At 41.6% G+C, this 26,754-nt stretch carries 23 protein-coding genes; 2 read left to right on the top strand and 21 right to left on the bottom strand.

Annotated elements, in window-relative coordinates:
- Window positions 1-71: 71 nt before the first annotated feature.
- The 13 genes from QNM18_RS20355 to QNM18_RS20295 all read right to left on the bottom strand — a co-directional run bounded on the left by QNM18_RS20355 (window position 72) and on the right by QNM18_RS20295 (window position 10,515).
- A complete protein-coding gene (locus QNM18_RS20355) occupies window positions 72-590 on the bottom strand; it encodes a DUF2878 family protein (protein WP_284138283.1) in 519 nt (172 codons plus the stop codon).
- Entirely contained in the window at window positions 562-1,827 is a 1,266-nt protein-coding gene (locus QNM18_RS20350) for an SAM-dependent methyltransferase (RefSeq protein WP_284138282.1), read from the bottom strand. Before QNM18_RS20350 ends, QNM18_RS20355 begins: the two co-directional genes overlap by 29 nt.
- Window position 1,828: 1 nt before the next feature.
- Window positions 1,829-2,554: a DUF1365 domain-containing protein gene (locus tag QNM18_RS20345; protein ID WP_211008683.1), complete on the bottom strand. Its 726-nt coding sequence runs from the start codon at window positions 2,552-2,554 to the stop codon at window positions 1,829-1,831.
- Window positions 2,551-3,804: an NAD(P)/FAD-dependent oxidoreductase gene (locus QNM18_RS20340; RefSeq protein ID WP_284138281.1), complete on the bottom strand. Its 1,254-nt coding sequence runs from the start codon at window positions 3,802-3,804 to the stop codon at window positions 2,551-2,553. Before QNM18_RS20340 ends, QNM18_RS20345 begins: the two co-directional genes overlap by 4 nt.
- Complete coding sequence (locus QNM18_RS20335) at window positions 3,801-4,520, bottom strand: SDR family NAD(P)-dependent oxidoreductase (protein ID WP_284138280.1); 720 nt, start codon at window positions 4,518-4,520, stop codon at window positions 3,801-3,803. Before QNM18_RS20335 ends, QNM18_RS20340 begins: the two co-directional genes overlap by 4 nt.
- Window positions 4,517-4,942 (bottom strand): nuclear transport factor 2 family protein, encoded by a 426-nt coding sequence (locus QNM18_RS20330; protein WP_211008680.1) that lies wholly within the window; start codon window positions 4,940-4,942, stop codon window positions 4,517-4,519. The genes QNM18_RS20335 and QNM18_RS20330 overlap by 4 nt, the downstream gene beginning before the upstream one ends.
- A gap of 2 nt (window positions 4,943-4,944) precedes the next feature.
- Complete coding sequence (gene phrB, locus QNM18_RS20325) at window positions 4,945-6,327, bottom strand: deoxyribodipyrimidine photo-lyase (RefSeq protein ID WP_284138279.1); 1,383 nt, start codon at window positions 6,325-6,327, stop codon at window positions 4,945-4,947.
- Complete coding sequence (locus tag QNM18_RS20320) at window positions 6,324-7,280, bottom strand: YbgA family protein (RefSeq protein WP_211008678.1); 957 nt, start codon at window positions 7,278-7,280, stop codon at window positions 6,324-6,326. The genes phrB and QNM18_RS20320 overlap by 4 nt, the downstream gene beginning before the upstream one ends.
- Before the next feature lie 14 nt (window positions 7,281-7,294).
- The gene (locus QNM18_RS20315; protein ID WP_211008677.1) at window positions 7,295-7,972 is read right to left on the bottom strand and encodes a ChrR family anti-sigma-E factor; all 678 of its coding nucleotides are present in this window, start codon (window positions 7,970-7,972) and stop codon (window positions 7,295-7,297) included.
- Window positions 7,965-8,588, bottom strand: coding sequence for a sigma-70 family RNA polymerase sigma factor (locus QNM18_RS20310; protein WP_284138278.1), 624 nt, complete (start codon window positions 8,586-8,588; stop codon window positions 7,965-7,967). Before QNM18_RS20310 ends, QNM18_RS20315 begins: the two co-directional genes overlap by 8 nt.
- Window positions 8,589-8,646: 58 nt before the next feature.
- Window positions 8,647-9,219 (bottom strand): LON peptidase substrate-binding domain-containing protein, encoded by a 573-nt coding sequence (locus tag QNM18_RS20305; RefSeq protein WP_284138277.1) that lies wholly within the window; start codon window positions 9,217-9,219, stop codon window positions 8,647-8,649.
- A 107-nt stretch (window positions 9,220-9,326) separates the two neighbouring features.
- Window positions 9,327-9,632, bottom strand: a complete 306-nt coding sequence (locus QNM18_RS20300; RefSeq protein ID WP_211008674.1) for an MGMT family protein — start codon at window positions 9,630-9,632, stop codon at window positions 9,327-9,329.
- A complete protein-coding gene (locus tag QNM18_RS20295) occupies window positions 9,622-10,515 on the bottom strand; it encodes a LysR family transcriptional regulator (protein ID WP_211008673.1) in 894 nt (297 codons plus the stop codon). Before QNM18_RS20295 ends, QNM18_RS20300 begins: the two co-directional genes overlap by 11 nt.
- A gap of 107 nt (window positions 10,516-10,622) precedes the next feature.
- On the opposite strand from QNM18_RS20295, the gene QNM18_RS20290 reads away from it, so the two are divergent.
- Together QNM18_RS20290 and QNM18_RS20285 are read left to right on the top strand one after the other, a co-directional pair.
- Window positions 10,623-11,702, top strand: coding sequence for an efflux RND transporter periplasmic adaptor subunit (locus QNM18_RS20290; protein WP_211008672.1), 1,080 nt, complete (start codon window positions 10,623-10,625; stop codon window positions 11,700-11,702).
- A 2-nt stretch (window positions 11,703-11,704) separates the two neighbouring features.
- Complete coding sequence (locus tag QNM18_RS20285; RefSeq protein WP_211008671.1) at window positions 11,705-14,770, top strand: efflux RND transporter permease subunit; 3,066 nt, start codon at window positions 11,705-11,707, stop codon at window positions 14,768-14,770.
- A gap of 22 nt (window positions 14,771-14,792) precedes the next feature.
- Here QNM18_RS20285 and rluF read toward each other — a convergent pair whose 3' ends face one another.
- From rluF to glgX, 8 genes are all read right to left on the bottom strand, one after another.
- The gene (gene rluF, locus QNM18_RS20280; protein ID WP_284138276.1) at window positions 14,793-15,701 is read right to left on the bottom strand and encodes a 23S rRNA pseudouridine(2604) synthase RluF; all 909 of its coding nucleotides are present in this window, start codon (window positions 15,699-15,701) and stop codon (window positions 14,793-14,795) included.
- A gap of 111 nt (window positions 15,702-15,812) precedes the next feature.
- Window positions 15,813-16,910, bottom strand: a complete 1,098-nt coding sequence (locus tag QNM18_RS20275; RefSeq protein WP_284138275.1) for an ABC transporter substrate-binding protein — start codon at window positions 16,908-16,910, stop codon at window positions 15,813-15,815.
- Window positions 16,911-17,924, bottom strand: coding sequence for a DUF418 domain-containing protein (locus QNM18_RS20270; RefSeq protein WP_284138274.1), 1,014 nt, complete (start codon window positions 17,922-17,924; stop codon window positions 16,911-16,913). It abuts the gene before it with no gap.
- A gap of 74 nt (window positions 17,925-17,998) precedes the next feature.
- A complete protein-coding gene (locus tag QNM18_RS20265; RefSeq protein WP_211008667.1) occupies window positions 17,999-19,216 on the bottom strand; it encodes an EAL and HDOD domain-containing protein in 1,218 nt (405 codons plus the stop codon).
- A gap of 141 nt (window positions 19,217-19,357) precedes the next feature.
- A complete protein-coding gene (locus tag QNM18_RS20260; RefSeq protein WP_211008666.1) occupies window positions 19,358-20,887 on the bottom strand; it encodes a glycogen synthase in 1,530 nt (509 codons plus the stop codon).
- A gap of 9 nt (window positions 20,888-20,896) precedes the next feature.
- On the bottom strand, window positions 20,897-22,195 hold the full coding sequence (glgC, locus tag QNM18_RS20255; RefSeq protein WP_023397818.1) for a glucose-1-phosphate adenylyltransferase: 1,299 nt from the start codon (window positions 22,193-22,195) through the stop codon (window positions 20,897-20,899).
- A gap of 30 nt (window positions 22,196-22,225) precedes the next feature.
- Window positions 22,226-24,709 carry a glycogen/starch/alpha-glucan phosphorylase gene (locus tag QNM18_RS20250; protein WP_284138273.1) on the bottom strand — a complete coding sequence of 828 codons (2,484 nt, stop codon included), beginning with the start codon at window positions 24,707-24,709 and terminating at the stop codon, window positions 22,226-22,228.
- Window positions 24,702-26,753, bottom strand: coding sequence for a glycogen debranching protein GlgX (gene glgX / locus QNM18_RS20245; RefSeq protein WP_284138272.1), 2,052 nt, complete (start codon window positions 26,751-26,753; stop codon window positions 24,702-24,704). The genes QNM18_RS20250 and glgX overlap by 8 nt, the downstream gene beginning before the upstream one ends.
- Window position 26,754 lies beyond the last annotated feature (1 nt).

Here is a 26,754-nt window from a genome sequence, read left to right as displayed (position 1 = left end):
TTCAACTATATTCGAAATTAATCTGACAAATTGTGCTTGTATCGCATATATTTAGCTAAAAGAGGAACGATTTAGCTCAATACCTCATCATTCCTTCTTACAAAGGCGTGTGCGTCAAGCCACCTCAGCACCTCAAAACCAATAAGCCATATAGCACCGTAGATAACCCAAAATAACCATAAAGGTTCTAATGTAGATAATATCCCGGCTTTCGAACCAGCATAATAACTGGCCGGTGTACATAACCAAACAATGGGCGCTCTGTACTTTATGGGGAGATGAAAAAGTTTGCTTAGTGACTCTCTAAACGAAAATAGTAACGCTAACCACAGCAAGACTAGCCAAACCGGGAGCATGTCATCTCCATAGTCAATAACATTGACACTCACCGCAACTAACTCAATAGACAAACCAACCCACAGCCCTATAAGCACAAACTTTGTATCTTGCGATTTATAAGGGCTCAAACAGAACATTAGCGCTATTGCAATGCCAACTGGCAATAGCGCATCAGACTGCAAGAAAAACACGGAAAACCAAGCAAACTGGAATAGCGCAAAGTTAATAATGACAGAATGCTTTTTCATCATCACTAAAATGCCTAGGCTTTCTGGCAACTAGGTGCACTGCGCTCGTTGCTCTTTGCTTAAACCCGCCTTCACAATAACAAAGATAAAACTCCCAAAGACGATAGAATTGCTGGTCAAATTTCTTATTATCCAGTGACGGCCAAGCTTTATCGAACCTCTCGCGCCAATCGTACAGAGTTTTTGCATAATGCAAGCCGATATCTTTAACCGAGTGAACAACTAAATCTGTGCTGTTGCAGATCTGCTTGCTCATTTCTGTAATCGAAGGCAGACACCCACCTGGAAAAATATATTGTTGAATAAAATCAGAGTTTTTTAAGTAATGATGGTATCTTTGGCATGCAATAGTAATTGCTTGGATCAACATAACACCATCCGGCTTTAACAGCGCGCTGCATTTTTCGAAAAAACCAGCCAAATAATCATGTCCTACCGCCTCTATCATTTCGATTGAGACTAGCTTATCAAACTTACCACCAAGCTCTCTGTAATCGTCCTTCAACAGTGTGATCTGTTCTTGTAAACCAAGTTCATTTATTCTTTGACTCACATAGGCGTATTGCTCTTCGGAGATTGTCGTTGTGGTGACCTTGCACCCATAGTTTTGCGCAGCATATATCGCAAAAGCGCCCCATCCAGTGCCAATCTCAATTACATGATCTGATTTATTTAGGTCTACTTGCTCACATATTTGTTTTAGTTTGTGCTGTTGAGCGGCTTCAAGCGTTGCGTTGTGTGTTGGATAAACAGCGCTAGAATAAAGCATTTCCTCGCTCAAAAATGCACTATACAAGTCATTACCCAAATCGTAGTGAGCAACAATGTTTTTCTTTGAACCGGCTTTAGTATTGCGATTTTTAAAGTGCGTTACTTTGTTAAACAGTCCAGAGATAAGCGCAAACTTTTTCTCGAATTGGTCTAACACGTCTTGGTTTACGACAAATATCTCTATGAGCTTGGTTAAATCTGAACAAGTCCAATGTCCTAAGATATATGATTCACCCGCCCCAACGCTGCCACCAAGCGCAAATTTGGCATACATTTGTCCAGACTGAACGTGTATTGTCGTTTTGTCTGCGCTTTTTTCGTTTCCAAATGAAAACTCTTGATCCGCGTCAATTAGCCTTATATGACCCCATGTAATTTGTGCTAGCGCTTTTATAACTAATGTCTTGCACACCTTTACTAAAAAGCCGTCGCTGTTCTCACTGCTAAATGATTGTGTCGTTTTTTCCATCTTACAAACTTCCGGGATGACTGATAAAAGGAACTCGCTTAATAAAAAGCTTTAACGCGTGCCAGTAAATGCCTTTCAAAATTGAAAAAGTCATCGCTGGAAACTGCTTCAACAAATTACTGACAGCGTGTCTTTCTAGTGGTACTCGCTGCAGTCTTAATGTGGCGTCAAATAAGAGTTCACGCTCTTTTTTATTCTCGATATGGACAAAGGCATGTTGCTTAGGTGCTTTTATATGCCAATGATATTCCATATCTAAATTCATAAAAGGTGATACGTGAAAAGTCTTTTCAAAGTTCACTTTTTTTCCAAGTGGAACAAGATAATAATGTCGCTCGTTCCATGGTGTATTACTAACCTCAGCAAGCATATGCGTATATTCGTCGTCTTCCTTGGAAAAAAAATAAAAATTAACAGGGCTAAAATAATAGCCTATGCAGCGCATTTGTCCCATTAAATATACTTTGCTACCTGACGCATCGACACCCAATTCAAGGCTTTTATTTAACGCTCGTTGCTTTAAAGGCTCCTCAGTTCCAACTAAATAATCGGCCTGTTCAAACCGAAGTAATTTTTTGCCTCTGGTGCCAAACATTGGATGAATATCATCCAGTAGGTGCAGCTCGTCCAAATCAATACACATCATGTACATTGGATATTTAAAATGATGTTCTGCGACGGCATAGCGGCGGTGCCTGACATCACCTAAATAGATGGCACTATTCAAAACTCAACTCCGAGCTGTTTAGCAACGTCTACTGCGCTTTTGACTCCGTCTTCATGAAAACCGTTGAACCAATAAGCCCCACAAAAATAAGTGCGGTTAACGCCATCTATTTCCGACTTTCTTTTTTGTGCTCGGATACTTTGCGTGTTAAATACGGGGTGATAATAAGTAAACTGATTAATTATTTTTTCCTTATCTATCTGACCATCATTATTTAATGTCACACAATATTGCTGTGCAGATGAAATTCCCTGAAGTATATTCATTTGATATGTTACACTTGCAGGCCTTGTTTGACTCTCATCTAACGCATAATTCCAACTCGCCCAAGCAGCCTTGCGCTTTGGCAGTAACGATATATCTGTGTGAAGTACAACGCTATTTGGTGTATAAGGAATAGACCCCAGTACGTCCAGTTCAACATCGGATGCATCTTTCAACAAAGTCAAAGCTTGGTCAGAATGACAAGCAAAGACAATTTCATCAAAATACTCTACGCTTCCATCGTCAAATGTTACCTCAACGTGCTCATCAAAACGCGCAACCGACTTAATATGAGCGTTTAAGCGTATTTTATCTTTAAATGACTCAGTCAAAGGCGCAATATATTGTTTTGACCCGCCAGGGATAACATACCACTGAGGTCTGCCTGCAACGTCTAATAAACCATGATTGTAGAAAAACTGAATGAAGAACTGAATTTCAAAATCTAGCATGCCTTTTAAGCTGGTCGACCATATCGCTGCCCCCATAGGTAAAATATAGTGCTTTTTAAAAAATTCATCGAAGCCATGTGCATCTAGAAAGTCGCCTAAATTCGTATGCTTTGAATAATCACCGCTATGGTATAGTGCTTTAGAAAGTCGATTAAACTTAATAATACTGTAAAGAAAGCCCCAAAATTTTGGCGACAATATATTGCGTTTTTGAGCAAACAGTGAAAAAAGCGTGTGACCATTATATTCGAAATCTCGGCCTGCCGTTTTAACGCTAAAGCTCATTTGTGTCGGCTGGCGGCCAACCCCTATTTGATCCAACAATTTTTCGAATAAAGGATAAGTGCGGTCGTTAAAAACAATAAAGCCAGTATCAATACCCTTTAGACCTTCTGGTGTATCAACATCAATAGTAGCTGTATGACCGCCAAGCCTATCTTCTTTTTCAAATACGGTGATATTATGTTTGTTGTTAAGCAAGTAAGCCGCACTTAATCCTGAGATACCAGACCCAATTATTGCAATATTTTTCAACGTTTTATCCTTTTAGCTATTGGCGACCAAAGTTTGAATGGAAGAAGAGAGAAAAGCTTTAAAAACAAAGTAAAGCGCTTTGGAAAATGGATTTCATCACAGCGATTGAAAACCCCGTTATAAATACGTTCTGAGGCCTGTTCGCAGCTAACTAAACAAGGCATAGGGAAATCATTTTTATCAGTTAGAGGTGTCTCTACAAAGCCGGGGTTTACCAGTGTGACATGTATATCTTGCAGCTCTACTTGCATGACACGCGTTAAATAGCTTAATGCCGCCTTAGATGCGCCATAGGCTTGCGCCCTTGGCAGCGGCAAAAAGCTCGCGCTAGAACTGACTACAACAAGTTGCCCACCTTTTTTAATCTTGGGTATAAATGCTTCTAGACAGTACCCAGTGGAAATCAAGTTGGCATGGATAACCCGTTCAAATAACGCTGAATCAAATTGATTTGCGTCATCTATATATTCACATACACCAGCGTTTAAAATTACAATATCTACGTTATCAATGCTGTTTGCTGCGTCAAAAACTTGCTGCTTTGACGTTATATCAAACTTCAAAGTTTCAATGCCTTGTGTTGCGAATGAAGCGAGCTTTGACTCATTTCGGCCACATGCGATTACATTATGAGATAACGAATAGCGTTTTACCAACGCTTCACCGATACCCGAAGTTGCGCCAGTTATGACTACATGCTTTGTCTCAACAGTCATGATACAGCTCGCTTTTCAAGTGTTTTAATAACACTGCCAAGCAGTGGAATATTTCGATATAATAAAGCGCCCACATCAAAATAGTCTCGGTGATTAATCACTTTTTCACCTTTAAAGGTAAGTTGGCTATGTCCTGCTACAGTAATGCTTTTCCTATTATTGAGCTTATTATGAGAAAAGTGCATATCCCAATATAAAAACCCCTTGTCGTCTATTACGTAGTGCTCTTTGATATCAAACGAGATGGAGTTAACATTGGCGTACATATTTTCAAAATACTTTGTTAAATCCTCAATGCCTTCGACTTTATGTAGTGGATCAGAAAAAACGATGCTATCGTCATAAATGCTTCGTAATAGATTTAAGTTTTTGTCCGAGAGTTGATTATATATATCAACAAAATTGCTAAGGTGCTGTTCCATTCCTATACCTTAAATGCATCAAGTGCTCTTGCTCTTGCTTCTTTATGTTCAACGATGGGCAAAATGTAGCACTGTTTCCCCACAGCTCTTATATAGTCATGAGGGAAGTGAATATATTTAGCTGGCACCCATTCTAATTCATGTACATATTTACGAATAAAAGTACCATCAGGATCAAATTTTTCGCTCTGTGTTATCGGGTTGAAAATTCTGAAGTACGGCTGTGCATCACACCCAGTGCTGGCCGCCCACTGCCAACCGCCATTATTGGCTGCCAAATCGCCGTCAATAAGCTTATTCATAAAATAAGCTTCTCCTTTACGCCAATCGATTAATAAGTGTTTTGTCAAAAAGCTTGCCACGATCATTCGAAGTCGATTATGCATCCACCCTGTTTGATTTAGTTGCCGCATTGCCGCATCAACTATGGGATACCCTGTGTTACCCTCACACCAAGCTGTAAAAGCAGTTTCGTCATCTAACCAAATAACCGCATCGTACTTCTCATTAAAGTTTTTTCCCTTGCACAGTTTAGGAAAAACATACATTAAGTGGCGGTAAAACTCTCTCCAAAGTAATTCATTGATATATACAAATGCCGAAGTTTTTGTCCTTAATAATATGTCCGGAATGCGTTGTTGTATTCTAGCAATCAAATCTGTGGCACAAATGAACCCTAGAGCTAAGTATGGACTTAACCCCGAAGTTCCTTTAATACTTGGAATATCTCTATATTCACTATAATCGTTTAATTTACTCTCTAAAAATAGCTCTACAACTTGTGACAGTGTATTGTCATCCACAGGCCACTTTTCTGATTGCCCATCAGATTTTAAAATATCGGGTGATTGCCACTTTGTGGGTGTAAAGCTTGTATGTAGATACTTACCCAGAGGGAAGGTGCGCTGTGAAAACTCTGATAGCCAAGCTTTTTTAAACGGGGTAAATACTTTAAACATCTCACCGCTTTTAGTCACTACACTCCCTGGCTGACATAAAACATCTCCATCATACAGGCGCAATTCAGCGTCAAACTCAGAGCACTGAGCATCTCGATTTAGTTCATTAACTTCATACTCCCTATTAGCGTATACGTGCGTAAATCCGTGCAATGTAATGAACTCATTGAATTTGAGTGGCAATTGTTTGAAGTCGACCGCATCTACAACATGCAGTTTGATACCAAGTTCCGCCAACTTTCCGCCCAAATAGTCAATTCGCCTCTTCAACAAATCAATTTGGATTTCACTGGTTTTGTGAATTTGCCACTGTTTTTCACAGACAAAAAACAGCGCCTCGCTGGCGCCGTTGTTCACTGCATCTTGAAGTGCTTGGTTACTCGCTAACCTAAGATCGCGCCTAAACCAAAATAGTACTTTGCTCAAATTGCAAACCTTAGTTTTAAATCATGAGGATATGGGTCGAAATATACTTGCTGCTCTAAATAGGCTTTGGGGTGCACTCGCAAGTGGTGTTTCAAAAGCGTCAAAGGCACATTTAACGGTACCAAGCCCGTTCGATATTCATCAATCGCCTCCACCATTTCTGCTTTTTCGACTTGAGACAATTCGTTTTTGAAGTAGCCTTGAAGGTGCGCTAACGTATTTGCTTGCGCCTTGCGACTAGCTGGCTTCTTCAGCGCTTCCATAAGGCCTAGTATATACTCTTCAGCCCCCTGTTCTATCGTGTTGGCCTCTACCTCAGCAAGCAACCTACCAAGCTTGCGATAAGCTTCATAGTTATGACTCATAAGCAAGTATTTATGCTTAGCGTGAAACTCGGTCAGTTTATGCTTGCTCAGCTTTTGTTCTGTTAACTCCTGCCAGGATTTATAAACAAACACCCGCATTACGAAGTTTTCCCGCAGATGCACATCGTTCAAACGACCGTTTTCTTCGCATGGCAATAATGGATTGTGACGCATGATCTCTGCTGCAAATGCTCCGACCCCCTCAGCTGTCGCGCCTGTACCTGCGTCGTTATAAACTTTAACACGCTCCATACCGCAGCTAGGACTCTTTGCGCAAAATACAAAACCAGATAGCTCTTTCGCTTTTGTTTGAGCAATCTTTTTGCCGTACTCAGTTAGCCTAGGACCAACATCTTGAGACCCATCTGGGCGGCATACTTTTATGGTGTCACCGTAACGCACTTGCCTTATCGTTTCACGTGGTATCGGCATGCCAATCGCAACTTCTGGACAGAATTTAACGAATTCGACATATTTACTGAATTCGTCCATACAAAAATTTGAGCGCTTATGACCCTTATCAAAACGAACCTTGTCCCCGCCAAGACAAGCACTTAATCCGATTTGTATCGGTGATTTAAATTGCATACTCGACTCCCATATTAATAGATAAGATTACCAATTGGGTTTAGCAACTTGCTAAGGCCTTTATTAAAGTGCAATGCACTGTCTACTAAAGTAAAGCACAAACAACCTTCTTCTGTTTTTGGTGTGTGGTTATGCCTGCCGTCTAACATAATAAAGTCGCCAGGCACATATGAGCCGCTCTCGTCTTCGAAAGACCCATCCAGCAGTAGCGTCAATTCAAACCCAGTATGTGTATGTTCGGGGATCTCTCCGCCTGGTTTTATATGTAATAGGCTGCTCCGCAATGGGCCTTCGTCCAACTCAAAACGAGCACGAGACACCTTTCCTGCATTGATAAAACTGCCTAGCTTTAGGGCTGCAATTGCTCTGGGCAACTGAACGGATTTGTCCTGATAGTCAAACATTTGAGGAACTCGAGGCACCATTTCGCTACTCATGTCGAGCTGGGTGATATCGTTCATCATAGCTTCAAATGCCAAGTCTTCTTCTGTGCTTGATTCCGCTGCTTCTTCTGAATAGCTGCCGCTATTCGTAAATGCAGCTTCAGCTTGCTTTGATTCCAACGCGTCGAGTTCCAGTTTGCATGCGCCACACAACTCTATGTGTGCAGCAATCGCTACACTCAAACCAACGGGTAGCTCACCAGCAACGTGTTTTTGCATCAACTGTTTTGAAGGGTGATATTTAATCATGCTGCTCTCCCAACTCGACTTTCAACTTTTTAAGTGCCAAGCGTAATCGTGATTTGACTGTTCCAACAGGTATACCTAAATGCTGTGCCAGCTGTTCTTGTGTCATATCCTCAAAATATACGCCAACTACAACATCGCGCTGCGCTGCGGGCAAACTCTTAATTTTTTCTTTAAGTTGGTTTGTTTGTAAATGATCTTTAAAGCTTTTCTCACAAACTTGCTCATCGTGAAACAGAGGCCAAATCTCTTCACTGAGATTATCTTCTTTATTGCTTTTCACTTTTCTCAAAGCGTCAAAGGATGCGTTTCTCATTATCGTGTACACCCACGTGGTAGCCGCGCCTTTGTCTTGATGATAAAGTTTCGCTTTTCTCCACACCGATGTCATGGTGTCTTGAACGAGTTCCATCGCCATCGCCTCTGATCCAAACTGCTTTATGCCGAAACGCTTTATTTTCGGCGCGAAGTATGAAAACAGGTAGGCGTACGCTTTTTTGTCTGCGTTTTTTGCTACGTTCACTAATGCTGCCGTTAGCTGCTCTGAAGGGGTTTCTTGCATCCCTACGTTTTTACCTTTTATTGTACGGCAATCACTTGATTGCTCTAAACTAACCATAATTTAACGCTCTGAGTCAGTAACATAGTAGTCTATACGGGTAGGTTTGACATTTAGATCACGCTGGTTCATCAAAAATCTCAAAAAGAACGTTGGCAACAGCTTGATAAGATTGGCAGCTCTGTATTTTTTGCTTTTGCTTTAGGGTCAGCGGTAACAACTCTAACCAGCGCGCTGCTACCCAAATTGGGTCGGCATAGTTCTTTTTCTTGTACAAGTCGTTCAACTCGGTATTGATAACAAATAGATCTCTTAATAGATCAGCAAGACGCTCATGGTAAATAAAGTTGCCGTCTTGCAAATCCCACAGCGGTTCATTTATTGGCTCACACCAAGCATGTTTCAAGTTTAAATCATCGACATCAGTATCTAAAATATTCACCCTACACCTTGCGTACACATCAATTAATAGCTGCCCACCTTGGTCTTGTGAAAAGTCGACAATTTCTACATAGACACCTTCAGCAGACACTTTAGAAGGGCGCGTTTTATCACTATGGCAAAGCACAAAGCCGTTCTTCTCTTTCATCGCTACCTTCACCATATGAAGATAGCGCGGCTCAAAAATACGTAGTCGCGTGTATCCTTGCGGCAAAATATATATAGATAAAGGGAAAAGTGCTCGTTTCATATTGACTTAGTTGTGTTAATTTCTAAGTATGTTTACGCCTCACAGCTAAAATCCGATCAACTCAAAGTTTGAAATTCCCCGCCATATGTATCTTTTAAAGGTAAACGTCAGCGCCAAAGGTATTTTTTAAGTGCTACACGTCCTGAATTTATCGTGACGCCCTCAGCTTGTAGTTTTCGACTCTGAGCCTGAAACTTGTCACTATCAAGAGGAAATGAGATCTTTCCTTGGCTATTTATCACTCTATGCCAAGGGAGAGAGCTGTCCTTTGGCAACTTTTTCAGTAAATAGCCAACAGCCCTCGCATGTTTAGGTGCACCTGCCAGCTTTGCGATTTGTCCGTAAGTTGCTACATGTCCCTGGGGAATTGCACCTATTAATGTATATACATTTTGTTTAAATTCATCGTTCACTGTATTGCTTACCTAACTCTTTAAACCCAGCCCATAGATATTGAGCCACCGAACCTTGATGTGGTAAATGCCGTCTGAAAGCATGAATATCAACGGTAAACTGGTCTTGCTTATCAGTCACCCTAATTTGTTCCAAAAGCCCTTGCTGGAGCTCTTTTTCGCAGTGATTAAGCGTCACTATCGCAAAACCCATGCCCTGTAAAAGAAACATTTTAATAGTTGCAATATCGTCTAACTTCATCACGCTGCGGCTTTTAGAATACTCTAGACGATCGCTATCAAATTCAAAGCCACTCTCAGTCATCGCCAAACAGGGATATTGGTTTAACTCATCAAATGTTAGCTTGTTTGGTATCAAACCCTTTTTAGCGACTAATCCAAGAGTGACTTCACCAATTGCAACCGACTCCAAATCTCCCGTTGCATGGAATAGATTAAACCATGGGCCAACTCCAATATCGGATATCCCTTGATTTACTCTATCTAAGGCGACAAAACGCTTTCCACTGGTGATCTCAAACGCTGTTGAAGGAAACTGCCTGAATGTTTTTTTTATCAGTTCATTGCAATTATAATCATAACTCATTGCCTCATAACATATATTAAATTTAGGTTCATTGCCTTGCGCAAAGTCCGCAGCCATTGCTTTGAGGTTCTCATGATGTTCAATTAATTTAACAGCCTCCTTATAAAATCGCGCTCCCTGCTCCGTTAACTTAATCCGGTACTCTTCTCTCGTAACCAAAGGAAAGCCCAGTTCTGCGCTCAACCTTTTTAGTGCCTGAGTGACAGCTGGCTGTGTTTTGAACAGTCGTTTGGCGGCATCATTGAGACTTTGAGAATGCGCCACAACGTGAAGTACTTCTAAATCCGACAACTTCATAAACTTTATTTATTAAAACCTTAATTATTTATAATTTTTATTTTAGTACTATTTTATATATCCTGCACTACATTATCTTAGGAGTCATACATTTCGGAGTAACTTAAGTGTTTAAACGCGTACTCGTATTATCATCCGCACTTTTCCTTGGTGCCTGCCAAGATGAAGTTATCCAATCACCTACTGAAGACTTGGTTAGACCTGTAAAGTTGCATACTGTGAGTGATCCAGCTGCCGCAACTCTCAGGCACTTTCCTGCTGAAGTCGTTGCCAACCAAGGGTCATACCTTGCTTTTCGCGTTAATGGCGAACTGATCGACTTCCCAATCTTAGCTGGGCAAGAAGTTAAAAAAGGGCAATTACTGGCTAAATTAGATCCCGAAGATTTTGAGTTACAGTTCCAACAACGCAAAGCACAATACGAACTTGCAGCACTGCAATTAAACAGAATTGAATCATTATTTAACAAATCGACTGCAAGTAAAGCTGAATATGATCAGGCCCTTGCAAATAAACAAGTAACTGAATCAGCATACCGAATAGCGCAAACCAATTTAGAAAATAGCGAACTTCGAGCCCCTTTTGATGGCACGGTCGCAAAAGTATTTGTAAAAAACTTTGAAAATATTGTCGCCAAGCAAAACATCTTGAGACTTGAAACCCGTGACCGCATGGATGTCGTGATTCAAGTACCTGAGAAACTTGTTGCCCGTGTAAACAAAGATCTCGACTATCATCCAACCGTTGTATTTGACGGATTTCCTGACAAGTCATATACACTCACAATCAAAGAGTGGGATACACAAGCGGATCCAGTTACTTTGACTTATAAGGTCGTATTTTCTTTACCGATCCCAGAAGACTTTAACCTGTTTGCAGGCATGACAGGCCACGTATATATTGACCCAAGCAAAGTGATGAACCTCCAAAAGAAAACGCTGTTAATTCCCAATGAAGCGGTGTTTTCTGTTCAAAATGAAAAGATCGACAACAACCATTATGTTTGGGTCTACAACTCTGAGACAAGCACTGTCACAAAACGCCATATCACGCTGGGTGAAATGAGAGAATCCAGCATTGAAGTTGTGTCCGGTCTAGAGGCAGGCGAAATTGTCGTTGCAGCTGGCGTACATTACCTTAAAGAAAACCTGAAAGTGAGACCTTGGACTAAAGAGCGAGGCTTATAATTATGAGCTTAGCAAGTTGGTCAATCGAAAATAAGGTCATCAGTGCGATGTTCGCTGTACTGCTATTTGCAGCAGGTGCAGTGTCTTACTTTGGTCTTGGACAATTAGAAGACCCTGAATTTACACTTAAAAAAGCAATGGTGATAACCGTCTACCCCGGTGCATCACCACAGCAAGTCGAAGAAGAAGTTACATACCCCATTGAAAATGCAATACAAAGCCTGCCATATGTCGATTACGTAACATCTATTTCATCTCCGGGAAAGTCGCAAATTTCTGTTGAGATGAAAAGTACTTATCGAAAGGAAGACCTCAAACAAATATGGGATGAGCTGAGACGAAAAATTAATGACCTCAGCCCGCGTTTGCCGGCGGGTGTTCAGCCCCCGACAATCATGGATGATTTTGCCGATGTATATGGCATGTTGTATGGCGTAACAGGGGCAGGCTATACCTATGACGAGCTAAAAGATTATGTAGATTTTTTACGCCGCGAATTAGTTTTAGTAGACGGTGTTAGCAAGGTCACAGTCGCAGGTGAGCAACAGGCACAAGTTATCGTTGAAATATCAACACAGAAAATGTCACAACTAGGCATATCACCTAATCATATTTTTTCCCTGCTACAAACTCAGAACACCGTGTCCAACGCAGGAAAAATTCGCGTTGGTAACGAATCTATACGCCTACACCCAACAGGTGAGTTTTCTGATGTATCTGAGCTTGAAAACCTGCTTATTTCTCAACCGGGTGCAAGAGAGCTAATCTATCTAGGTGATGTCGCAACTGTTTCAAGAGAGTATCAAGAAGTACCAAATCATATTACCCGCTTTAACAATAACAGAGCCCTGTTGGTTGGCATTTCATTTACATCAGGTGTAAACGTGGTTGATGTCGGCATAGCTATTAATAAAAGGTTAGCAGAGCTTGAATACCAAAAGCCATATGGTATCGAAATCAATAGCGTTTATAACCAACCAGCAGAAGTTAAAAAATCAGTAGATGGGTTTATCGTCAGCTTACTGGAAGCGGTCGCGATTGTTATTATTGTGCTGCTTATTTTTATGGGCGTTAAAAGTGGTATTTTAATTGGTGGTATTTTACTGCTGACCGTGCTTGGCACATTTATCTTTATGAAATTGTTTGCAATTGATTTGCAACGTATCTCACTTGGCGCACTTATTATCGCCCTTGGCATGCTAGTCGATAATGCTATCGTGATCACCGAAGGTATCCTGATCAACCTCAAGCGAGGTCAAACAAAAATTAAAGCGGCAGTGAATATTGTTGAGCAAACCAAGTGGCCACTGCTAGGGGCTACGGTAATTGGCATCACCGCGTTTGCGCCGATAGGGTTAAGCTCCGATGCCAGTGGTGAGTTTGCAGGCTCTCTGTTTTGGGTTCTCTTTATTTCACTGCTTTTAAGTTGGGTAACAGCCATCACGCTTACACCATTTTTTGCGAATATGTTGTTCAAAGAAGAAATCAAAACAGGCGAAAGTACTCAACAAAGCGATCCATACCAAGGTGCGATATTTACAGCCTACAAAGCCTTGTTGGGCTTCAGTCTGCGTTACAGGTGGACCACTGTTATCTTCATGGTTGCTTTATTAGGTAGTTCGGTTGTCGGATTCAAGTCGGTTAAACAATCGTTTTTCCCAGCATCGAATACGCCCATGTTTTATGTCGACTACTGGAATTACCAAGGCGCCGATATTCGTTCAACATCTGAAAATGTGAAGAAACTAGAAGCCTTCTTAAAGCAGCATGACGCCGTTACCGATGTTACAGCAACTGTTGGCCAAGGTGCACCAAGGTTTATGCTGACATACAGTCCTGAAAAGCAATATGACGCTTACGGTCAGCTCATTATTCGCGTAAAGACTCGCGAAGACGTTACTGACATGATTGCTAAAGTCCGCCGCTTTAGTGCTGAAAATGAGTTAGATGGTCAATTAAAAATTAAACGCATGGAGATTGGACCATCTACCGATGCCAAAATCGAAGCTAGATTTTCTGGACCGGACCCTGTCGTATTGCGTCAATTGGCCAATGAAGCGAAATCAATTTTAGCGCAAGACGCTGGTGCACATAGCATTAAGGACGACTGGCGACAACGTAGCAAGGTATTACAACCTGTTTTCAATGAGCAAAAAGCACGTCGATTAGGGATCAGCAAGTCTGATTTAGATCAGCTTCTGCTCACAAGTGTCTCTGGCAAGCAGGTTGGCTTATACAGAGACGGTACGCAAATGCTACCAATTGTTGCTCGCTCACCAGAAGCGGAGCGATACAGTGTTGAAAGCTTGCAAGATTTACAGGTGTTTAGCCCAGTATTAAACGTGTATGTACCTGTAAGCCAAATTGTCGACAAATTTGAAGTTGTGTGGGAAGACAGTTTAATCATGCGCCGGGATAGAAAACGCACCATTACTGTTATGGCAGATCACGATGTTATTGGCAATGAAACACCTGCCAAGCTCTTTGCACGCATCAAAGGGGATATTGAAGCAATTGAGCTACCCGTCGGCTATAAAATGGAATGGGGTGGCGAGTATGAGTCTTCTTCAAAAGCTCAGACTGCAATATTTGGTTCGTTACCTCTTGGCTATCTAAGTATGTTTATGATCACCGTATTACTATTCAATTCAATCAAAAAGCCTCTGGTAATATGGAGCACGGTGCCGCTGGCTATTATTGGTGTAACCGCTGGGTTAGTGGTATTCCAAGCCCCATTTAGCTTTATGGCTCTATTGGGATTGCTGAGCCTGTCAGGTATGTTAATTAAAAACGGGATTGTTTTAATGGATCAAATCAACCTTGAAGTAGATAGTGGAAAAGCGCCATATCAGGCAGTCTTTGACTCTGGCGTTAGCCGTGTAAGGCCTGTTTCAATGGCTGCTATCACCACGATACTTGGTATGATCCCATTGCTATTCGATGTGTTCTTTAAGTCTATGGCCGTAACCATCATGTTTGGATTAGGGTTTGCGACAATTTTAACGCTCATCGTTATCCCTGTAGTTTATTGCTTAGTATTTAAAATCAAAGCGCCTAAAGCTGCATAACCGAACTAATAAAATGGCCGCATTAGCGGCCATTTTTTTTGTTTAGAGACAGTGTCCCTTTCATTCGTTCAGGCTTTTTCCCCGGCTTACGCTTTCCTTTCTCAGGTCGAGCTTGCCTACTTTTATCTTTCGTTCGTTGGCTGTCTGATGAATTGCGTTTTGGAGAGAGCTTTTCTTTGGAGCCAGCTCTTTTTTTATCATCTACGGACGCTTCTTCTGTTTTTGATGAGCCTTCAATAGACGCATTAATTTCAGCCATTTCAGCCTCACTTAAATGCCGCCATTCGCCAGCCCTTAGTCCGTTCAGGTTGACATTCATGATGCGAACACGTTTAAGTGTTTGCACTTCATAGCCAAAATATTCACACATGCGACGGATTTGTCTGTTCAGCCCTTGCGTTAACGTAATGGTGAACTTCTTGGCCCCTGTTTTTTTAACAAAGCATTTTTTAGTTACGGTACCAAGTATAGGCACTCCTGAACGCATGCCATTTATAAACTTATCGTCGATGGCTTTATCAACCGTGACAATATACTCTTTCTCATGGTTATTTCCTGCGCGCAATATTTTGTTAACGATATCTCCCTCATTGGTAAGAAAGATCAATCCTTCTGAAGGCCTATCTAATCGGCCTATTGGAAAAATTCGCTCTGGGTAGTTTATCGCACTAACGATGTTGCTTTTTATCTTGCGCTCAGTCGTACATGTCACACCAACGGGCTTATTGTAGGCGATATAGACACGCTTTGGCTTGGATTTTAACGGCTTGTTGTCAACCAAAATGTTATCGGAATCAGATACTTTCAACCCCATTTCAGCAACCTGCCCATTGACAGAAACCCTGCCATCACTGATAAGTGTGTCGGCTTCTCTTCGGCTGCAAAATCCGGTCTCACTGATATACTTGTTTAATCGTTTTGGTGTATCCACGCCATTCTCAATGTTCTAAAAAACATAATTGTATAACGATTCAAGCATAAAATGAATCACATAGCTCAGACGTGCTGCACTTGAAACACCTTTACGGCAAGTATCCAAGCACTATTTGATTGTTTCCGCTCTTTGGCGCAATTGATTTGGTGAAAAATCATACTCTTTAATCTTCGTATCTAAAATACTTAAACCTCTATAGTTTACTTTTGACCAATCTGGGGTTGTGGATATCCACAAATACTCGTTCACATTGTCTTTGGTAATAGATGATAAGTTAAAGGTAATTGCACTGTTTGTAAGCCAATACGGGACGCCGTGGTGAAAGTCAAATAACGAGACGAGTGCCCAACCGCCCATCATAAAATGCCCCCCGACAGAGGCACTCAAAATATCCTCATCAATTAACGACAAACTATCAGATAACCAATCAAAACCGCCAATAGCCACCTTTTTAGAGCGATCTTTTACCAGCTGCCTAACCGCCGTTTGTGCACCCATTGCCATTAAATCTGATGCACTCCATATTAAATGGGTGTCGGGATAGCGTTTGAATAATCGCTTCGTTTTCGAATAAGCTTGTTCTTTTGACCAGCTGGCGTGCACCGTTTGTTGCAAATTGATTTTATGTTCTCGAAAGTAAGCAGCCGCCCCCTGATTTCGCTTATCTGATTCACTGCCATAGTGGCCATTTATCGCTAATCCATTGACTTGGCCTTTGTGACCACTAGCGACAACACTGAGGTGCAGTGCGCGAGCGAGGTCATAACCGGCTTGATAGTTATCAAAATACACTTCACCCAGCCAGTGTTCAAATCGCTTTTTGGGAATACCTATTTCTTCTTTTTCTAATCCGGTTATTGTTTGCTCAAGGGTGATGAACTTGATCCCGTAATTGTTGAGCATACTCAAAGTTTGTTCGGCTCCACCAGGGTAAAGCATCAAAATGACGTAGTCAGGACTTGCTCGGTAATCTAAATACTTCTTTAGCTCTGCCAGCTGTATATGCCGGTTACCATCTCCATAAATTACGTCAATATTGATGTCTAGCTGCGCTGCCGCCTCTTCCGTTATTTTTTGCACTTTTCCCCAAAAGGGTTCTCCTTCTAGGGATGGGTTAACAAACAACACTGAAAAATTGCTCTTGGCCATAGGAGCCCAAGACAAGGTCATCACAAGTAACAGAAACACGACTTTAATCGGCGACATTTATGACTCTCTTTTATTTAAATAATCCTGGCAACTGGCAAACACTATCTCAGCTGGCCCTCTGATGGCGTTTCTTCGAAACCACCACACTAATGCTAATTGTAGAATAGTCAAACCAATAAAAAGCAAAAAATAGTCTGTTTGGGTAAAATTAGCTCTCCACATGGGGTATGCAAATTGGAACAGCCAAACCCCTATCACTGACTGCAATAAATACAGGGATAGCGTGTATCGACCTACAGCCGATAACATAGAGCGCCACTTTGAAATTTGTTCAGCGTGGTTCAGACCAATACATACAAGAGCAATACTAAATGGGATGGCAAACAGCCAATTAAATAAGTCAAAAATTAGGATTTTGCTTTCTGTAAATGTCAAACGAGCCCAAGCAGAGCCAAGAATTGAGAATGGTATGAGCACCAAGAGGCTAAAAGGTGTCGAAAAGCCAATATTCTCTAACCAATAAGCACGGTAAACTAGCACACCTATCACCATTAAACCAAATATATACCACACAGTGACGGTGGGTAACAGCGCCAACATGCCTATGTAATTATAAAAATTGAATACCAGTAATTCAAAGACACTGAATGGTGCCATATCAACCTGAGGTGGTTGAGTAAAGTCGGCGCCACCACTTTGATAGATAAGCAACATAAGAATAAAGATTGGTATAAATACGGCGCAAATAGCAAGCTTTAACAGTGTGGCGCTGTCTAGCCGCAATACATATAAAAGTAATAAACCTGATATTGAATAGTTAAGTAGGATATCACCTGGCCAAAGGACAAACCCATGAACACACCCAAATGCCCCTAAAACCAATAACCTATTTCTCATTTTTGATATGCAATGAGGGCCGTACTTTTCGTAAAATAAGCACAGCGACAACCCAAAAAGAATACTAAAAATAGTTCTAAATCGACCGTGTGCCAAAACATCAGCTGCAAAGCTTAAACTGGCCCCTATTTTGTCACTGCTATCTACTACAGAGCCAGAAGTAAAATTAGCCATATACATCAAATTTGTAAGAGGCAAGCCTAATAAAGCCAGACCTCTTAAGACATCAATTGACTTTACTCTACTCATCAATAGACATGTTCACGGTACATGTCTGCCCAATTCACAGCCTGAGCATGAAATTCAGGTAAGTTTTCATCAGATATATTCAGCATAGTACAAGCTTCTTGCATCGCCCACCAGCTCCCACTCTCATATGCTTTTACTATATTCAATATATAAAACAGTGTATTAGGTTCACCAACTAGTGCATCTCTCAGTAGTTCAGGAAAGGGTAAACGTTCAACTACGACATCCATTGGTTTATCTAGAATCGCATCAAGCAACGAAAACAACCCGGTTAAAAAGCTCATACTTGTAAGAGAAGGTGCTACCTGCCGACTCAATAATTCACAAAACCGTGAACGAACAATGCTCAATCGTGTCAGCTCCGTCGGTTTTGTCTCCGCGACATGCGCTGTCATTATTAAATTCACAAATTTAATAATACGCTCATGACCTAGGTATACTAGCGCCTGCTTTAAAGATTCAATGCGGTTTTTAATTGGAAATACACCCGAATTAATTAGCCTGAGCAATTTGTAGGCTAACGCAGTATCTTGTGCAAACAGCTCTGCAATTTTGGGTATATTCATATTGGGTTTTAATGCTTCTGCGTAAATAAGCATGACTATCGCATAGTTTATTTCGATGTCATTTTGCGCAATCATCGTCGGCTTTGCGAAAAAGTATCCCTGAAAAAAGCTAAAACCCATGTTACGGGCAGTTATAAACTCTTCTTCGGTCTCTACTTTTTCAGCCAACAGCTTCAAGTTTTTTCGCTTTTTAAGCTGATTTACCAAGGGCTCAATTTGATCTAAGGGTGTTTCAACCAAATCAAACTTAACCAGCCTAGCCAATTTCAAGAATGGCTCCCACTCTTTTGAATAGTTGAAGTCATCCAATGCTAAACGGTAGTTGCTATGAAAAAGTTGTCTAACTTTTTCATAATTGGCGCTAGTAGGAGGGATAGTTTCCAATAGCTCTAAGATAACATCATCAGCGGGTAAAAACTGCGCAAGCTCTTGATTTAAAGAGTCTTCACCTATATTTATGAGTGCTTTTTTTCCAGATGTCAGATAACGAGTACCCAGGTTTAGTTGGTTATCCATAATTAACTTTGCTGTAGCAGCGTTTTCAGCGACATTAGGAAAGCTGTTTTTGGTGCCATCACGAAACAATAGCTCATAAGCTACTACGTGCTTTTTGCGATTAAAAATGGCCTGTCGGGCCACAAACACTTTCAAATCATCGCTCCTAGCTATACTGTTAAATTAACAGCACTTTTGTTCTATTCTTTTTAATTATTTTAACCCGAAATTCTGATAAATAAAATAAAACTAAAACATTAAAGTACTAGATCACAACACTAGGATGAGTAGGTTACCCTACTCATATAAATTTTCCTTGTACTGAATTGCGCTTTGATCCCATGTAAACCTTCTTTGAGATGCGCATGTAGCAATCCTATTATACTCATCTCTATGGTGAATAAATACATCAACACAAGCTTTAAATCTATTTACTAGATTATCAACCTGCTGTTGGATATTTTCTCCACAAAATACAAAGCCGCTTTCATTGTCTGACACAGTATCAGCAAGGCCTCCGACTGCATTTACTAGGCAAGGTTGCCCGGCTCTCATAGCCAACATTTGGCTAATACCACAGGGCTCAAACGAACTTGGCATTAAGAATAGATCACCCAACTCATACATCAAATCGCCAACATCATGCCCATACCCGTTTAAGTAAAGCACATTTTCATTGCGAGCCATAACTTGAGAAAATAAATATTCCAACTCATGATCTCCAGAGCCAAGAATGATTATTCGACCCTGTTGGTCGTGTAGCGACCTTGCAATCCGATCCAGCGCCATTTCACTGCCAATCATTTGCTTTAGCAATAACACTTTCTGATCCGTTAGTCGCCCTATACTGGTAACTAGTGGGCCACTACAGGGGTTGTTTCGCCACGCGAGGATCCGTTGATGAGCAATATAGTAGACACTTTTCAATTCAGATGTTTTTGCCATCCAGTTGAAAACATTTGCCTCGGCACTGTTCATCAAGTCGTCCCAACTTGGTTCTATTGGTGTGTGTTCGTACTCACAACCGTTTAAAATTCCGAACAGTTTATTTTGACTAGCAGCAATTTGCATATCATGCTCTAGGCCTTCTCCTCCAAAAAAGCCAGCCTGATGATCACTGCTTTTCTGTACTTCCTCACGGTAAGTCGGTGAAACTAGATGCACTTTATCAACAAGGTTAATCGCAGCCCTCATTGGGTTAAAACAGTGGGGGTAAAGATGGTCGCAAATTTGCTGGCCGTCATAACTCATTGTTGGGAACCAAGCTTCTAGACTCGACTCATCTCCATTAAAAGGCCTTACTCCCTGTAGAGCGAGATTATGCACCGTAAAAACAGTTCTAATCTGTTTGAGGAGGTTAAACCTGGGACTAAATTGACGTAATACAGCAACACAAGCAGCGTGCCAATCATGCAAATGTAAGACATCTACATCACCAATAAACCCATGCTCAATCACTTCACACACAGCTGCACTAAAAAATGCAAATTTATTTGCGTCTGTGAAAAACGGCCTATCTCTATCATTACAATAGATAGCCCCACCATGCTCCGAGAAAAGAGAATGTGAGATAACGTACTGCGTAACCCCACCACTCTTTTCTACTTGCCACAAAACAGCCGTTTCAAGATGCTGTTTAAAAGGCACCGCAATGTCTGCAACAAATTGGCGATCCATAGCGGCTTGACCATAATCTGGCACTATAACGGACGTATTTATATTAATACGTGACAAAGCGTAGGGAACGTCGCGAATGACATCTGCGACCCCCCCGACCTTGCAATTTGGCAGCTTGTCATTTTCAGCTGCTACCATCACTACATGCATAACTCAACCTTAAGCGCTTTGCAAACTCGATTCTTTTGGCTTTTGACTTGCTTGCAAAGCTACAAGCATATCTCTTGTTACAAGTACAATGCCCTTGTTAGAAACTCTAAAGCCATTACTGCGGTCTTCCTCAGGATCAAAACCTATCCTCATCCCTGTTGGTATTTCACAGCTTCGATCTATGATCGCATTTTTAATTCTACAATGGCGATTTATTTTAACACCTGGGAGCACAACCGCGCCTTCAATTTCACAATAAGAGTGGACATGAACATTTGAAAATAATAGAGATTTACGTACAACCGAGCCTGAAATTATACATCCTCCTGATACTGTAGAGTCAACCGCCATACCACGTCTATTTTCATCATCAAAAATAAACTTTGCAGGAGGAAGCTGCTCTTGATACGTCCAAATTGGCCAAGACGGATCATAAAGATCAAGCTGAGGCTGAACCGACACAAGTTCCATATTGGCTTCCCAAAACGAATCTATGGTTCCCACATCTCGCCAATATGGCTGGCCTGGGTGACTGGGATCCCTAAATGGAAACGCATATACATTGTGCTCTTCAATTATAGACGGAATGATATCGTGTCCAAAATCTCTTCCTGATCCTTCCCTCTGCGCATCTCTTTTCAATTGTTCAAACAAAAACTCAGTGTTGAATACATAATTACCCATCGACGCTAAACAGGTACCTGGTTTACCAGGAATAGAAGTTGGCTCCGCGGGCTTTTCGTCAAAACGACGAACTCTTTTTCCCTCGTCAACAGTCATAACGCCAAACGTGTTTGCCGCTTCATCACAATCTACTTCGATGCAGCACACCGTCATATCAGCACCCGTTTCAACATGTTTTGCGATTAGCGCACCATAATCCATCCGATAAACATGGTCGCCTGATAAGATCATCACATATTTCGGCAGTTCATGACGTATTATGTCCATGTTTTGAAACACGGCATCAGCCGTCCCACAATACCACTCATCACCATAGCGTTGAGAAGCTGGCAGAATTTCAACGGATTCTCCTAGTTCTTTCTTAAAGTGTCCCCACGCTCTATTTACATGCCTGATCAATGAATGCGACTTGTATTGTGTAGCAATACCCACTCGGCGGATCCCAGAGTTGATACAATTAGACAAAGGAAAATCAATTATTCTGTGCTTACCACCAAAGTATACCGCTGGCTTAGCACGCCAGTCGGTTAATTCGTGCAACCGACTGCCACGCCCACCCGCAAGGATCAGAGCATACGTATCTCTTGTCAGGTTACTTATATAACGGTTTGCATAACTCGGCATTTCTTATCTCCATATTTATGTTCATGGCGGCTACTGCATTGGTTTTAATCGCCAAATCTCTTCGCTGTATTGAGAAATAGTACGGTCGCTAGAGAATGTCCCACTAGCTGCTGTATTTAGAATACTCATACGATTCCACAGTGTTTTATTTGTATAACTTTGCGCTGCTCGCTGCTGTGCTTCGAAATAGCTTTCAAAGTCTTGAGCGACCAACCAAGGATCATTTGGACAGGTAATTGAAGCGATAATATCGTTGAAAATATTAGGCTCAAATAAATTAAAATAGCCACTTTCAAGTAACTTCATTGTATTTTTGAGTGGTTCAAACCCATCTATAATAGCTTTAGGGTCGTAGTGCTGCCTTACTTGGTGAGCCTGCTCAGCGGTAACACCAAACAAAAAGAAGTTATCATCGCCAACCTGTTCGCGTATCTCAATATTGGCACCATCCAAAGTCCCAATAGTTATGGCACCATTCATCATAAATTTCATGTTTCCGGTACCGCTCGCTTCTTTACCTGCTGTAGATATTTGTTGTGAAAGATCCGTCGCAGCGCAAATGGTCTCCATCGCGGTTACATTGTAATTCGGTAAAAATGCAACCCTCAGATATGGTTTGGCTGCGCTGTCTTTGTTGACAACATTTGCGACATTATTAATAAGCTTAATGACTAACTTAGCCATGTAATACCCGGGTGCAGCCTTACCACCAAACAAAACACATCTTGGCACAATGTTTTTGACGTCACCTCGACGGATTTGGTCATACAGCGCAATAACATGAAGTATGTTGAGTAGCTGGCGCTTATATTCATGAATGCGTTTGACTTGAACATCAAACAACATGCTGGTGTCAAACTCCACATCGCATCTTGCTTTGACAAGCTCAGCTAACTTGGCTTTATTGTCTTGTTTTACATTTTGCCACTGTTTATGAAATGCTGGTTTGTCATAAAAACGTCTAATTGCGCTTATACCAGAAAAATCTGCTTGCCATCCGTCACCTATTTTTTCTGAAATTAAGTTTGCAAGGTTAGGGTTGCAATGTGCCAACCAACGCCTAGGCGTCACGCCATTGGTTTTGTTGTTGAACTTTTTCGGCCACAAATTGTAAAAGGTATTGAACAAACCTGATTTCAACAGTTCAGTATGCAGTGCTGCAACGCCATTGACTGAAAAACTGCCAACAATCGCTAAATAAGCCATCCTAATTTGTGGCTCTGGCCCTTCTTCAATCAACGATAACTGTCTTTGTTTTTCAACGTCACCTGGCCACTTAAGTGCAACTTCAGCCAAGAAACGGGCATTGATTTCATAAATGATTTCCAATACCCGAGGCAATAAACGACTAAATAAAGACACCGACCACTTCTCTAGTGCCTCTGGCAATAGAGTATGATTGGTATACGCCATCGTCGTCGTTGTTATTTCCCATGCTTGATCCCACTCGAGCTCATATTCATCAAGCAACAAACGCATTAACTCTGCTACTGCAACACTGGGGTGTGTATCATTGAGCTGAAACACATGGTATTGTGCAAAATCACTAAAATTGGGACCATGCTGCTCCGTCCACTGGTGCAAAATATCCTGTAAACTCGCACTGGATAAGAAGTACTGCTGACGTAACCTCAACTCCTTGCCATTTTCGCTGGCATCATTGGGGTAAAGCACCATAGTAATTTGCTCGGCTAAGTTTTTCTTTGCAACAGCCTCTGAATAACTGCCCGCATTGAACTCTTTCAGGTTGAATTCATCTGTGGCCTCTGATTTCCACAATCTAAGCGTGTTAACCACGCCATTGCGATAGCCTGGAATTGGCACATCAAACGGTACGGCCAATACATCCTGAGAGTTGACCCATTGGTGATGGGTGCGGCCATGTTTGTCTGTATGGATTTCTACGTTACCAAAAAACTTAACTACTTTTGCTTGCTCCGGGGCACTAAGCTCCCATGGATGACCTTCACGTAGCCAGTTATCGGGTTGCTCAATCTGCACACCTTGGTCTATCGACTGGTTAAACATGCCGTACTCATAGCGAATACCATATCCAACAACCGGCAACGCCAACGATGCACAACTATCTAAAAAGCATGCAGCTAAACGCCCTAGACCTCCATTACCAAGCCCCGCATCATGCTCAGCTGATTCTAACTCTTCGAGCTGCGTGCCATATTCTTGCAAAGCCGATTGAACCTGTTCTTCTAGGTCTAAATTTAAAATTGCGTTGCCCAACGCCCGTCCCATCAAAAACTCTAGCGACAGATAGGCTGCTTTTTTAGTTTTTTGTTGTGATAAATGCTGATTTGTAGCTCTGCAACGAGCAACCAGCCTGTCTCTAATCGTCAACGCCAGCGCTTGAAACAGATAATGCTTTGATTTCCCGACTCGATCTCGACCGAGGGTATAGTAGAAGTGTCGATTTAAATCATCCGCCAATGCACTCTCATTGAGTTTTGGCGCATCCTGCCAGTGTTTAACAATACACACATTAGACTTTTTATCAGTCATTCGTGTTTTCCTCTAAGTTTGACACAAGTACCCAAGCACTTTGTCCTGTGAGACAAATGGAGATAGGAAGCACATTTCGCTCTGACTGCGACTCTGACGAAAAAACACATTCCCAGCAACTAGAAAAAGGTGGAGGTGGAAGCGTAATGGTGAATTGCTCAGTATCTGCATTTAAAATCACCATCACTGCATTTGACTTGAGCTTGTCGGCAAGCACATACATCAGCGTTTTGTTGTCTTCATCATGCCAATCACTTTCACTCATATCTTGCGATTCTTTATTGAGCCATTGGACTGAAAATCGTTCATCTTCCGCATGCACAAAAAACGGGTGCTCAAAAACGCTCAGATTATTTCTTAGCCTGATCAATTGAGCTATTGGTTCTATTAGTGTCTGCTGGCTACCTGTATTAGACCAGTTCAACCAACTCACCTCATTATCTTGGCAATAGGCGTTATTGTTTCCCTGCTGACTATGATTCAACTCGGTCCCCGCCGCAATCATTGGAACCCCTTTTGACATAACTAAGGTGACAAGCGCATTAACTTGCATCTTATAACGTGAAGCTAATATTTCAGGGTCGACAGTCTCGCCCTCCTGTCCACAGTTAAACGAGTAATTTTCACTGTGGCCGTCGCGATTACCCTCACCATTAGCTTCATTATGTTTGTGCTCATAACTTACCCAGTCAGCTAGACTGTATCCATCATGGCTAGTCAGGAAATTAATCGAATTGAGCGGCCCACGTTGATTGTGCTCAAATAAATCATTGGAGCCATGTATCCGTTTTGCGAGCTCAGGGAGTGTTCCACTATCTCCACGCCAGAAGCGCCTAACAACATCTCTGTATTTATCATTCCATTCACGCCAAGGGGCGGGAAATGCACCTAGTTGATACCCTCCTGGGCCAACATCCCACGGCTCTGCTATTAGCTTCACTGTAGAGAGAACTGGATCTTGGTGAATTGCTTGAAAAAACGAGTGGCGACTTGAAAAACCATCCGCGGTGCGCCCAAGTATCGTTGCCAAATCAAATCTAAACCCATCTACCCCCATAACTTCAACCCAATACCTCAGGCTATCCATTACGAGCTTTAAGGTGATCGGATCATCAATATTAACGGTATTCCCACACCCAGTATCATTAATATAAACAGATTCTGGCGAGCTTAAAGTTCGATAGTAACCATTATTATGAAGCCCTTTAAAAGAAAGCATCGGACCGTCCACTCCACCCTCTGCAGTGTGGTTATATACTACGTCAATGATCACCTCAATATTGTTGTCATGGAATTGTTGAACCATGTCTCTAAATTCGGTAACACTGCCATCTACGCAATACGCTTTGTGAGGAACAAAAAAGCTTAGCGTATTGTAGCCCCAATAATTTTGAAGCCCTTTAGTTGTTAGGAACTGTTCACTGACAAAAGCATGGACGGGCAACAGTTCAATGGCGGTAACACCTAAATGCTTTAAATGTTGTAAAAACTGAGGCTCAACTAACGCGGCAAATTTACCTTTTTTGGTGTTATCCATTGTAGGGTGAAGTTGTGTCGTGCCTTTGACATGACACTCGTAAATAAACGAATTTTGCCAAGGTGTATGCGGTTTTTTGCCACCGAATGGAGTTGTTTTAACCACCTTGCTCTTAGGCATATCAATGGCATTGTCTAAGGTATTGAACTCGCCTACCGGGAGGTGGCAATAATGGCGTTCACTCCATGTAAAATCGCCACTAAAGTCTTTCGCATATGGATCAAGCAAAAGCTTATTTATGTTGAAAAAAAGACCAGACGACAAATCATACTCTCCGTCAGTCCTATACCCATATAAAGCACCTTCAACCAAAGACTCAACAAAAATGCTCCACACACCACCCTCGTGGCTATACATTTCGACACGATGCTGCTCACATCGACCCGCGTCATCAAACAAACACAACAATACACATCGTGCATATGGTGCATACACAGCAAAGTTAACACCGGTGTCGCTCACAGTGCTGCCCAATGGCAGCACTGAGCCTTTTTGAAAACTTAACATA

The organism is Pseudoalteromonas obscura (genome assembly GCF_030135505.1).
Classification (GTDB): domain Bacteria; phylum Pseudomonadota; class Gammaproteobacteria; order Enterobacterales; family Alteromonadaceae; genus Pseudoalteromonas; species Pseudoalteromonas obscura.
Note: the sequence above shows the minus strand (reverse complement) of the source record. Positions and strands in the feature narration are given on the sequence as shown.